The sequence below is a fragment of the Johannesbaptistia floridana genome (assembly GCF_057440575.1).
On sequence record NZ_JALKVM010000240.1, the window covers coordinates 1 to 11,777 of the forward strand.

Consider the following 11,777-nt stretch of genomic DNA (forward strand, 5'->3'; position numbering starts at 1 on the left):
TTAATTAGTTATGATAAAGTTCTACCTTCATACCTTCTTCCTTTCCTTCTGCCTCTCTTGCCTCTCTTGCCTCTCTTGCCTCACCTCATTTTTATTGTAAGTATTCACCCGAACTTGATATGAGTTGAGTAAAAGCTAAGATAAAAGGATACACTGCTCAAAACAATTAATTAATTTTTCCATGATAGAACATGATGTAGTTATAGTCGGTGGAGGTTTGGCCGGATCTCGCGCTGCTTTAGCAATTAAAAAGCAAAATAGTAATATTGATGTTGCCTTAGTGGCAAAAACTCATCCGATTCGTTCTCACTCCGTAGCTGCTCAAGGTGGTATTGCAGCAGCCTTACAAAATGTAGACCCTAATGATAATTGGGAGGCCCATGCCTTTGATACTGTTAAGGGTTCTGACTATTTAGCTGACCAAGATGCTGTAGAATTATTAACTAAAGAAGCACCAGGAGTAATTATTGATTTAGAACATCTCGGTGTACTTTTTTCGCGGTTACCAGACGGGAGAATCGCCCAAAGGGCTTTTGGAGGTCATTCCCACAAAAGAACTTGTTATGCTGCCGATAAAACTGGTCATGCTATTCTCCACGAGTTAATTAATAATTTGCGTCACAATGGAGTCAAAATCTACGACGAATGGTACGTAATGGAGTTAATCCTAGAAGAGGGAGAAGCTAAGGGTTTAGTTATGTATCATATCCTCGATGGCAGTCTCACGGTAGTTAAAGCTAAAGTAGTGCTTTTAGCTACGGGAGGGTATGGTAGAGTTTTTAACACCACATCAAATGATTTTGCCTCTACTGGTGACGGTTTAGCTATGGCCGCTAAAGCTGGTATTCCTCTAGAAGATATGGAATTTGTGCAGTTTCACCCGACCGGATTGTATCCCGTAGGTGTCTTAATTTCTGAAGCTGTACGGGGAGAAGGTGCCTATTTAATTAATAGCGAAGGGGAACGCTTCATGGCTAATTATGCACCAAAACAAATGGAATTAGCCCCAAGAGATATTACTTCTCGTGCTATTACTTTGGAAATAAGGGCCGGGAGGGGTGTTTATCCTGATGGTACCCCAGGAGGTCCTTGTATATATTTGGATTTGCGCCACATGGGTAAGGAAAAGATTATGAGTCGGGTGCCTTTTTGTTGGGAGGAGGCCCATCGCCTAGTGGGAGTTGACGCAGTATATCAACCTATGCCTATACGTCCTACTGCTCATTATTCTATGGGAGGAATTCCGGTTAATACTAGTGGACAGGTGCGTAGTGGTGTTAATGAGTTGGTAGAGGGGTTATTTGCGGCGGGTGAATCTGCCTGTGTATCAGTACATGGGGCTAATCGTCTCGGAAGTAATTCTCTATTGGAATGTGTAGTCTATGGTAAGATTACGGGCGAGGCGATCGCTAAGTATCTAGAAAAGCGTCAATTTAGTGATGTGGATGAAGCAACTTACTTAAATAAAGCTCAAGCTAAGTTACAATCTCTCTTAAATCAACCGGGAGATATTCGCATTAATCAATTACGTCAAGATTTACAGGATTGTATGAGTGAATACTGTGGCGTTTTTCGCACTCAAGAGATTATGCAGCAAGGTTTAACTAAGTTAAGGGAACTTAAACAGCGCTATCAGCAAGTTAAACTTGATGACCAAGGCACCTGCTGGAATACTGAGTTGATTGAAGCTATGGAATTAGGGAATTTATTCGTAGTTGCTGAACTTATCTTGACTTCTGCCTTTAATCGTCAAGAAAGTCGTGGCGCTCATTCTCGCGAAGATTATCCCCAAAGAGATGATTCCCGTTTTCTTAAGCATACTTTAGCTTATTATTCTCCTTCCGGTATTGATATTGACTATTTACCTGTGGTGATTAATCGTTTTGAACCCAAGGAAAGAAAATATTAATTAGTTTTTAGGGAGAGAAGAGGCGCGATCGCTCTTCTTCCCCCCCTTTAGATTTTGCCTCAGTCATTTTGCCCTAATTTATCTTATTGGTACTAGTTTATCTGGTAGTGATACCTAAATTGTACCCCCTAGTTCCTGAAAGCTAGAAACCCAAATTGTTTAAGGAAAAAGCCGGTGACAAGATTTGAACTTGCGGCCGGCTGATTACAAATCAGCTGCTCTACCACTGAGCTACACCGGCTTATTTACATTATATAAATATAGCATGGTAATTATTTTTTGGCAAGAGTAAAATTAATTTTTTTTGGGAAGCGAAATTTGCCCTGGTCGCGATCGCACCGCACCCCGCTCTGAGATTACCTGCTCAAAATTGCCAGCCTTTACCAGTTAATGGTTTGGGGTCACAAATAACTTATGAAGTGGCGGAGAGCGCCTCCCAATAACTCAAGATTATTGACCAAAAAACAGCCTCTAAGGCGCTCTCCGCTTTCGCTGGCAATTTTGAGTAAGTTTATTGCACCCGCTATATTTTGTCTCTGCTTCATCGCCTTTCGCCCTTTTGTTAATAATAAATAACAAATATAAATAAATTATAAAAATATGGGGATCAAGGTTGATTTACTTATTATAGCTTGTTAATGTATAGATATAGATAAAAACCCAAAACACAAAGTAAGATGTTTAGATAAATCTTCTTTAATAATAAAATTCTAAGGTATGAAAATGAATACAAAACAAGTTTCCGTAAAGATTCGCTGCCCCAATTGCGGTGCTATTGCCGAGAGGGTATGTTTAGAAAACAACTCAACCAATCGCATTATTCAAACAAGTTGCTATCAATGTGATTATTTTATGGTTAGTTGTTCTCTTACAGGTAAAGTAGTAGAAGCCTATGCCCCTGGATTAAGTTATAGAGAAATTAAAGAAACAAAACTAGCTAAACAGTAGAGGCGCGAAGTTGCCCACAGGCAGCATCGGCTTGTAAACCCCGAGAATGACGAATACTAACAGCAATGTTTTGCTCTTCGAGAATTTGAGCAAATTTCTCGACTCTATCAGGGGTAGGACGTTGATAGTCAACCTCACTGATAGGATTATAGGGAATCAAATTAACATGACTCTGAAAACCCCGTAGTTTTTTAGCTAATTGCTCCGCATGGGGAGGTAAATCATTAACTCCTGCTAAGAGTATATACTCAAAACTAACACGACGGTTAGTGATTTTTACATAATTACGACACTCTGCGAGAAGATTATCATAGGGATAATGAGCCGCCCTAGGTACTAATTTTTCCCGTAAAGCCTGATTAGGAGCGTGTAAACTGAGAGCAAAAGTAATCTGTAATCTCTGTTGGGCAAGTTCGCGAATTTTACCTTTAACACCTACACTCGAAACAGTTATACATCGTCCACCAATACCAATATCTTCATTTATTGAACGTATCGCTAGTAAAACTTCTGGAAGATTGAGTAAAGGTTCTCCCATACCCATAAATACTACATGAGTAACTCTTCGTTCAAAATCTGACTGTATAGTTAAAACTTGATCAATGATTTCATGGGCTTTAAGATTGCGGGTAAATCCTCCTTTTCCTGTGGCGCAAAAATCGCAATCCATAGGACAACCCACCTGAGAAGAGACACAAACAGTTAAACGTTTAGAAGTGGGAATTCCTACAGTTTCCACAATTAGACCATCTTCTAGGCGTAAAAGATATTTACGGGTTTTATCAGGGGCAACAGTGCGATAGTGAATGCTAGAACGACCAATGGGGTCGTCGGTGATGCTTTCTCTCCACTGTTTGGGAAATACAGAAATAGAATTGAGCGATCGCGCTCCCTTTTGGTATAACCACTGGTATAACTGTTTACCTCTATAGCTCGGTTGTCCTTGAGCTTCCATCCAGGCGGTTAATTCTGAGAGAGATTTTCCTAATAATTTTTGACTGTCTTGACTCATTAATTGCTTGCTTATGCTCTACACACAAATTGTAAATTTATTAATAACCTAGTGACAACGAACGGAGAGAGAGGGATTCGAACCCTCGACACCCTGTGAGGGTGTAACGATTTTCGAGACCGTCGCATTCAACCGCTCTGCCATCTCTCCTAATTTAGTTTCTTTTATTATTATAATCAAAAAATTCCTACTAAATTAACAACCTTTGAAAAAATGAATCAGTATAAGGCAATAGTTTGCGGCTACTACGGCAAAGGTAATGCAGGAGACGAGGCTCTGCTGTTATCCTTGTTACAAATGTTACCAGAGCAGATCACACCTATTGTCTTATCAGCAAATCCTAGTTTAACTACAGCTAACTATGGAGTCACAAGTATACCCAGGCGATCGCTTTTTTCCCTCATGTCGAGTTTAAACAAGAGTGATTTATTTATCTGGGGTGGAGGCAGTTTAATTCAAGATGTCACCAGTTTTGCCAGTCCCTATTACTACCTCGGGTTAATGGCTTTAGCTCAACAAATGCAGCTCAAAACCTTTGCTTGGGCTCAAGGAATTGGTCCAATTAAAGCTAAAATAACCAAGAAACTTACTAATCAAATTCTAGCCAAATGTACAGGAGTTAGTGTCAGAGATTATGCTTCGGCAGAATTACTAAACACCTGGCAAATACCAGCAATAGTAGGACCGGATCCGGTTTGGGCACTCAATAGTAAACCAGTCCCCGAGTTGTGGGAAACTAGAGCCCCCAGAGTAGCTGTTAGTTTACGGCCTTGTGCTGAACTGACACCAAAACGTCTACAAATCCTCACCCATGCCTTAAATAATTTTCAAAAATCCACCGACGTCTCTTTGATTTTCGTTCCTTTTCAACCAGAAAAAGACCTAGCTATTGCTCAGCAAGTTACTTCTCAACTTTCTGGTAATTGTCAAATAATCTCTAAACAAGATCCTCGCTCCCTCAAAGGATTATTTCGTGGTATAGAAATGCTGATTGGTATGCGTTACCATAGTCTTATTATGGCCGCATCTCAAGAATGTCGTTGTTTTGCTTTGAGCTATGATCCCAAAGTAACTCAACTACAAAAAGAACTTAATTTATCTGGATGGGAATTAACTAATTTGCCCGATGATCCTGATGAAATTAGTACTGCTTGGTTGCAAGAATATGTTAATGGTGATTGTTTAGATCAGACTCGAATTGAATCTCTAATAGAGCGAGCCGAGTTGCATCAACAAATTTTTTTCAAGAGGTGAGGAGTGTAAAATGAGCGAATTTGATCACAATAATCAACAACCCCAAAATACTAATAATGATACTGACTCTGATTTTAACCCCAGCTTATCGAAATTCGAGGATAATTTTGACAGTACATTTGACAGTACCATAGATGAATTAATCGAGTCTATAGAAGCACCAGAATTGAGTGAAGAAGAATATCGATTAATTGAAAATGTCAAACAAGAAAACGAACAACTAAAAGCAAAAGTAAAAGAGTTAGAGACAATTAAAGCAAGTAATATTAACAGTGATGCTGCTTTAGAGACTCAGCAACTAGTTAATCAACTCCAAGCTTCTACTCAAACTATACAGCATCAACAGGTAATGATTAACACCCTGTCTAATCAACTTAGAGAAACTCAAGAACAAATAGCTCATTTAGAAAGAGAATGTTCTCAAATTCAAGATGACTATAATCAACAAACCTATAAACTATTAGAAACAGAAAAGCAATTACAGGAATTGCACAGCCGTTTATTGAGACAGCAACGCTATACTCTAGAATATAAAACCACACTAGAAGCCTGTTTTGAAAACGCCACTAATCAAGTTATTGCTGCTAATAATTCTCTAAGTGATTCTGTGAGCGAATTAGGAAAAACTGCCCAAGAAATTAACCCATCAACTCCCAGTTTTTCTTATGTCCAACCATCAGTAAATACCAAGGAAGATGAATTAGTATCAAATACTAAAAGAAAAAATGCCAAAATTAATTGGCCTTCTCCTGCTATTGACAGAAAAAATACTAGTGGTCATAAAAAAATGAAGAGAAATGTAGAGTTGCCCAACTTCCTTAAGTAAGATTGTCTGCATCCTACACATCTTCTGTTAGCTTTACCAGTTTTCCTTATTTTTAGGGCTACAGGCGAGGATGAAACCCATAGTAACGATAATCTCGGTAATCTCGTAAAATTTGGTCATGATCAAAACAGAGAGGTTTGGGAATTTCCCAGAGAGAAACAATAGCTAAATTTTTAGCATCATCAGCAGCCTGTGGCTTTCCTGTGGCTTGAGCGATAAAAACAACACTGATAGTGTGTTTTCTTGCATCTCGTTTAGGATCAGAATAAACATGGAATTGTTCGACTAAATTTACTTCTAAAGTGATTTCTTCATAAGCTTCTCTTCGGGCGGCACTTTCTAATGATTCTCCATAGTCAACAAAGCCTCCAGGAATTGCCCAGCCAAAGGGCTCATTTTTGCGCTCAATTAAAATAATTGGTCTATGGGGTCGATCAATTAATTCTACGATAATATCTACAGTGGGAATTGGATTACGCCAAGTCATATTATTTCATTTATTCACATTTTGTTTAATTATTTTATCCTTAGATCTTGCACGCAAATACAAGAGTACTAAATAGGCCAACAGGTGAGAGGGGGAGAGGGGGAGCAGGGAGCTTCTGAGCAGGGAGCTTCTGAGCAGGGAGCTTCTGAGCAGGGAGAGGGTTTTTAAGGATTTGTATCAATATTTAATTATATAATTAATTAAATATTAATGTTGGGTTTCGTGCCTCAACCCAACCTACAAAATCTAGTCTGAATACGCCTTTAGGGTCAATCAATTTTTAAGCGCGATCGCATTAATTCTTTAACTCATTACTCTGACTGGGTGACAGGGTGGCTAGAAAGTTTGTGTAGATTGAGGTTTGGTTACTGCGATCTGGGAAAAAATTATCTCAATTTTTCGGCTTATTGAGAATGGAGATAAAAATAATCATTTTAATTTTTGGACAGAAGAACTCTTAAACCCTATTGATGTTTTAGTCAACATAAAAAGAAATAATAATTGTTGAGTTGTGCTTAACATTTTTTTACAGAAAATATGGTTCTACAGACTCAATTATGCTAAAAACAAGGTCGAAATAGATACGACTGAGACAGGGCAAGTAATGCAGATCAAAAAATTCATCAAAAACTTAAATTCTTGCCCTGTCTCAGTTTTTGAAGATTCAGCATAGTTTACTCGGTAGAACCATTATACCTTACTAACATTGATTCTTGAATAGTCCAAACCTAAAAATTGAGATAAAAACACATGCTCAAAAAATACGCGCACTTTTACTTGATTTAGACGACAGAAAAGGCTGGAAAGCTCTAGGTTATAAATCTTTACGCCAGTGTATGGTGGCTGAATTTGGTAAATCTCAGTCTCAGTTATATAGAGAATTAAAAGCCGGAAAAGTTCAACAAATAATTTCGCCCATGGGCGAAATTTCTGAGCTTATCCCAGAACGCCAATTGAGAGAATTAAGCAAATTACCCGCAAGTCAGTGGCAACAAGCCTGGTCAGAAGCGATCGCTACAGCTCCTGCGGCAAAATTAACTGTGAATCATGTAAAAAAAATAGTCAATAAATGGAAACAAAACCATAAAGATTCTGCTGATTCTTTTAATTTAGGGGATTGGGTACAAGTTCAGAGTTCAACCAAAAACGGATTCGATGGAGAAAAAGGTGCAGTATCCTTAATAGATAAGTATCAAATTGGTGTAACTTTAGATTTAGAAGATAATAAACCTAAAATTGTTAGATTCTATCCTAATGAGTTGAAGAAGATTTATGCTCCTAATAATGAAAAAAGAGTTGTATAACTAGTTTTTGTTTAATAAGATTTTCAAACAGACTAGTTATCCTATGTGCAGCCTGGTGATCTTTAACTAAAACACCTGCTTCTATATTTCTGGCGTGGGCCGCTTCGGTCTCCATCAACTTGACCTTTATTAATTGGCGATCGCAGTAACTCAACTCCAATCCCCACAATCTTTCTAGCCACCCTGTCACCCCTTCAGCTTCAAAACTTCAAAACTTCAAAACTTCAAAACTCATTATTTATCCTCCTAATTGATATAAGGTTTTGAGAATCCAGCCAATCAGTATCCCTAAACCAGTAAAACGAACTATTTGCCAAAAGGGTCTTTGTAATTCTTTCCAATTCCAAAGACGACTTTCAAGATTAATTTCTAGGTTATCTAGTTCTTTTTCAATGTGCTTTAACTCTGAGGCTATAGCCTTTCGCTCCTCACTAGTTTGAGCTTGATTTTTTAAGTCAGAGGCTAATTCTTTTAACTGCTTCTGTCTACTTTGATCTCTTTTAACTTGTTGATATCTTAGTTTCAATTTAGTTAAAGACTCCTCTACTGAGGCGATCGCTGCTTCTAAATCTTCTGTTTGGTTTGAATTATTATTAGATGATGACATAGTAGTTCAAAACTAACATATATTCCTTGGTGAACTACCTACACACTTAGCTTAAGCTACCTGTGGGGCTTCCAATTTTATTGCCCTTAGCAGTGTTTTTATTTTCTCATCTAAAAGCATAACACAAAACTCAAAGGATCACTCGCACATTTGAGCCTAGAGGAAATTTCCTTGACTCCATTGTTAAAATTGGAAACAGAACAAACAAAATAAAAAATTCTTTTGGTTACACAATGAAAACTCCTGAATCTTCTAAAAATGAACTCATCAATCAACTGAGTAATGTTGAATTAGCACAAGCTTTAGCAACTCGTTTAGCGATTGCCCCTAATGACTGGCATCGCCTCAAGTCTAATCGTTCTGCTCAAGCTAGTCAACAAGCCGCCGCCGCCATGGTCTTTTTACTTAAAGATCAACCCGAAGAAGCTTTGATACGATTTCAACAAGCCGTGGGTTGGTTAGATCGATCAATAACTGCTCCCCCTTGTCCTACTCATAATCATTAAATATCTTCTCTACCAACTTGAGACGGGACAAGCTAAGTAAAATGCGAGCTTATTTGTCAAGCTTACTAAGAGTTTTCAAGCTGATTGGGAAGTAATTAAAATGCACTTAAACCAAGCATTAGCTAACTCTACTTTACTGGAAAATCTTGGGATTGGTAGTAATTCAAGATTTAGCTATTTACACTGCTAATCAAATTTTAGGCACAATTGGCGATCGCTGTCGCCAATTACTTTTAGATTTATTTTTTTACCTTCGCAATCTTAAATCTCAGTAATTAAGCTAGTTAAATTAATTATTTTTTCTCCTAAAAGTTATGGAGATTGCTATAAAATAAGAATCAGTTGACATTGATCTTAAAGTATGATAGCTTTCTAAAGCTTAAATAAGATTAAACTTTTATCTTCATCAGAGATTTCTATACAAATCTTAAAACTTAATTATTTTTTTTAACTAAAATGTCATAAAAAAGGTTAAGACAGTAATAATAGAACTATAGCAAATAAAAAAATTTTAAACTCCATACTCAATTTAGATCACGGTTAATACAAATCAATAATGTCTAATCATAATAATCAAACTTTTGTTTTAACAACTCCTTTATACTATGTTAATGATGTACCCCACATAGGAAGTGCTTACACTACCATGGTGGCAGACGCTATGGCGCGTTATCAACGTCTTAGGGGAAAATCTGTACTTTTGATTACAGGAACTGATGAACATGGCCAAAAAATCGAGCGGACAGCAGCAGCTAAAGGTATACCACCTCAAAAACATTGCGATGAAATTATCTCTAGCTTTCAACAATTGTGGTCAAAGCTGAATATTCAATATGATCGCTTTAGCCGTACTACTAGTAAAATTCATCATCAAATAGTCAAAGAATTTTTTCAAAGAGTTTGGGATCAAGGAGATATATATCTAGCTCAACAACAAGGTTGGTACTGTGTTTCCTGTGAAGAATTCAAAGAAGAGAGAGAATTACTAGAAAACCACTACTGTCCTATTCACACTAACAAACAGGCAGAATGGAGAGACGAAGAAAACTATTTTTTTCGTCTTTCTAAATATCAAAGACAGTTAGAAGAATTATATGAAGCTAAACCTGAGTTTATTCAGCCTGTCAGTAGACGTAATGAAATTTTAAATTTTGTCAACCAAGGACTAGCGGATTTTTCTATCTCTCGATTAAATGTAGAATGGGGATTTCCTGTGCCTGTAGATAGTAAACAAACCATATATGTGTGGTTTGATGCCCTCTTAGGTTATGTAACAGCTTTACTAGATGCTGATGCAGAACCAACCCTAGAAAATGCCTTGGCAAAATGGTGGCCAATTAATTTACATTTAATAGGTAAAGACATACTCCGCTTTCATGCTATTTATTGGCCTGCGATGTTACTATCTGCTAATTTACCCCTACCAGAACAAGTGTTTGCCCATGGTTTCCTTACCAAAGACGGTCAAAAAATGGGTAAAAGTTTAGGTAATACCCTAGATCCTGTGGACTTAGTAGAACGCTATGGTTCAGACGCAATACGATATTATTTTCTCAAAGAGATAGAATTAGGGAAAGACGGAGATTTTAACGAAACTCGTTTTATTAACACAGTTAATGCTGATTTAGCTAATGACTTGGGGAACCTCCTGAATCGCACCCTAGGAATGTTTAAAAAGTATTGTAAACAAGGAGAATTGTCTCTCGCCGGAGAAGATATTGAACCCAATAATCCTTTATTACAAATAGGGACTAGCTTAGGGGATCGGGTTTTCCAAGACTATGAAGCTCTCAGATTTAATCAAGCCTGTGAAAAAATACTAGAGTTAATTCGTGCCGGGAATAAGTATGTAGATGAGAGTGCTCCTTGGCAATTATACAAACAAGGAAAGCAAGCTGAAGTAGAACAAGTGCTTTATAGTGTTCTAGAATCAATGCGCTTGTGTGCTTATTTATTATCTCCGATTATTCCCAATTTAAGTAACAAAATTTATCAACAACTTGGTTTTGAGTCAGATTTTAATAATCAAATTTTCATTAAAACACTCGTTAATTCTGTCGAACATTGTCAATGGGGAAAGTTAAGAGTAAATAAGCAACTAAACAAACCTCAGCCTATCTTTTCTCGGATAGAGAAAACAGCTCCAGGTACAAAAAACTGAATATTTAATAACTATTTAATAAACAAAGAGGAATTTAAAATGTGGGATAGTGTTGAAAGCGATCCAATATTTTCACCAAAACAGGTGATGGAGAATCGCGGACGTGTAGCTATTTTTATCGATGGCTCAAATTTGTTCTATGCTGCTCTACAACTTGGAGTAGAAATAGATTATAGTAAATTGCTGCATTGTTTAACAGCAAGTTCAAAATTACTGCGGGCTTTTTTTTACACAGGAGTAGATCCGAGTAATGAGAAACAACAGGGTTTTTTACTCTGGATGAGAAGAAATGGTTACCGGGTTATTTCCAAAGATTTAGTACAGTTACCTGATGGCTCTAAAAAGGCTAATTTAGATGTAGAGATTGCTGTAGATATGATGGCATTAGTTGGAGCTTATGATACAGCCATTTTAGTTAGTGGTGATGGTGATTTAGCTTATGCAGTTGATGCTGTAAGTTATCGAGGTGCTAGAGTAGAAGTAGTTAGTTTGAGAGCAATGACTAGCGATTGTTTAATTAATGTTGCGGACCGCTATATAGATTTAGAACAAATTAAAGAAGATATTCAAAAATTAACTAAAGGCGATCCAGAATACGATCATTTTCCTAATTTAAACATTTAAGGAAAGTTAATAAAAAAAGCGCCCTTCTCTCAAGAAGGGCGCTTTTGATTTTAAACTTTAATCAAGTCAACTTAACCTTTGATGGCAGGTGCAGTTTCTACACTTGCTAAGTCTAGAGGGAAGTTGTGAGCGTTTCTTT

13 protein-coding genes and 2 tRNA genes are annotated in these 11,777 nt (G+C 37.3%); 9 read left to right on the top strand and 6 right to left on the bottom strand.

What is annotated here, in order from left to right; all coding sequences use genetic code 11:
- Positions 1 to 181: 181 nt before the first annotated feature.
- On the top strand, positions 182 to 1,909 hold the full coding sequence (locus MW688_RS15185; protein ID WP_486736856.1) for a succinate dehydrogenase/fumarate reductase flavoprotein subunit: 1,728 nt from the start codon (positions 182 to 184) through the stop codon (positions 1,907 to 1,909).
- Between the two features lie 169 nt (positions 1,910 to 2,078).
- Here the strand turns inward: MW688_RS15185 and MW688_RS15190 are convergent.
- Positions 2,079 to 2,150: transfer RNA gene (locus MW688_RS15190), tRNA-Thr, on the bottom strand.
- Between the two features lie 482 nt (positions 2,151 to 2,632).
- Here MW688_RS15190 and MW688_RS15195 point away from each other — a divergent pair.
- The gene (locus MW688_RS15195) at positions 2,633 to 2,857 is read left to right on the top strand and encodes a replication restart DNA helicase PriA (RefSeq protein ID WP_486736857.1); all 225 of its coding nucleotides are present in this window, start codon (positions 2,633 to 2,635) and stop codon (positions 2,855 to 2,857) included.
- Here MW688_RS15195 and rlmN read toward each other — a convergent pair.
- Both rlmN and MW688_RS15205 read right to left on the bottom strand, forming a co-directional pair.
- Positions 2,847 to 3,869, bottom strand: coding sequence for a dual-specificity RNA methyltransferase RlmN (gene rlmN / locus MW688_RS15200; RefSeq protein WP_486736858.1), 1,023 nt, complete (start codon positions 3,867 to 3,869; stop codon positions 2,847 to 2,849). The two genes, MW688_RS15195 and rlmN, sit on opposite strands and share 11 nt — an antisense overlap.
- Before the next feature lie 62 nt (positions 3,870 to 3,931).
- Positions 3,932 to 4,019: transfer RNA gene (locus MW688_RS15205), tRNA-Ser, on the bottom strand.
- A 63-nt stretch (positions 4,020 to 4,082) separates the two neighbouring features.
- On the opposite strand from MW688_RS15205, the gene csaB reads away from it, so the two are divergent.
- Entirely contained in the window at positions 4,083 to 5,123 is a 1,041-nt protein-coding gene (csaB, locus tag MW688_RS15210; protein ID WP_486736859.1) for a polysaccharide pyruvyl transferase CsaB, read from the top strand.
- 10 nt (positions 5,124 to 5,133) lie between these two features.
- Entirely contained in the window at positions 5,134 to 5,949 is an 816-nt protein-coding gene (locus MW688_RS15215; RefSeq protein ID WP_486736860.1) for a hypothetical protein, read from the top strand.
- 58 nt (positions 5,950 to 6,007) lie between these two features.
- On the opposite strand, the gene MW688_RS15220 is transcribed toward MW688_RS15215, so the two are convergent.
- A complete protein-coding gene (locus tag MW688_RS15220; protein ID WP_486736861.1) occupies positions 6,008 to 6,436 on the bottom strand; it encodes an NUDIX domain-containing protein in 429 nt (142 codons plus the stop codon).
- A gap of 713 nt (positions 6,437 to 7,149) precedes the next feature.
- Between MW688_RS15220 and MW688_RS15225 the strand changes: the two genes are divergently transcribed.
- Positions 7,150 to 7,740: a hypothetical protein gene (locus MW688_RS15225; RefSeq protein ID WP_486736862.1), complete on the top strand. Its 591-nt coding sequence runs from the start codon at positions 7,150 to 7,152 to the stop codon at positions 7,738 to 7,740.
- Here MW688_RS15225 and MW688_RS15230 read toward each other — a convergent pair.
- Positions 7,715 to 7,930 (bottom strand): hypothetical protein, encoded by a 216-nt coding sequence (locus tag MW688_RS15230; RefSeq protein ID WP_486736863.1) that lies wholly within the window; start codon positions 7,928 to 7,930, stop codon positions 7,715 to 7,717. The genes MW688_RS15225 and MW688_RS15230 overlap by 26 nt on opposite strands.
- A 48-nt stretch (positions 7,931 to 7,978) precedes the next feature.
- On the bottom strand, positions 7,979 to 8,347 hold the full coding sequence (locus tag MW688_RS15235) for a sll0565 family protein (protein WP_486736864.1): 369 nt from the start codon (positions 8,345 to 8,347) through the stop codon (positions 7,979 to 7,981).
- A 233-nt stretch (positions 8,348 to 8,580) separates the two neighbouring features.
- Here MW688_RS15235 and MW688_RS15240 point away from each other — a divergent pair, with 233 nt between their 5' ends.
- From MW688_RS15240 to MW688_RS15255, 4 genes are all read left to right on the top strand, one after another.
- Positions 8,581 to 8,853, top strand: a complete 273-nt coding sequence (locus MW688_RS15240; RefSeq protein WP_486736865.1) for a DUF6439 family protein — start codon at positions 8,581 to 8,583, stop codon at positions 8,851 to 8,853.
- Positions 8,854 to 9,005: 152 nt separating this feature from the next.
- Positions 9,006 to 9,128 carry a hypothetical protein gene (locus tag MW688_RS15245; protein ID WP_486736866.1) on the top strand — a complete coding sequence of 41 codons (123 nt, stop codon included), beginning with the start codon at positions 9,006 to 9,008 and terminating at the stop codon, positions 9,126 to 9,128.
- 281 nt (positions 9,129 to 9,409) lie between these two features.
- Positions 9,410 to 11,014, top strand: a complete 1,605-nt coding sequence (metG, locus tag MW688_RS15250) for a methionine--tRNA ligase (protein WP_486736867.1) — start codon at positions 9,410 to 9,412, stop codon at positions 11,012 to 11,014.
- 39 nt (positions 11,015 to 11,053) lie between these two features.
- Positions 11,054 to 11,638, top strand: coding sequence for a LabA-like NYN domain-containing protein (locus MW688_RS15255; protein ID WP_486736868.1), 585 nt, complete (start codon positions 11,054 to 11,056; stop codon positions 11,636 to 11,638).
- The last annotated feature ends 139 nt before the right edge of the window (positions 11,639 to 11,777 follow it).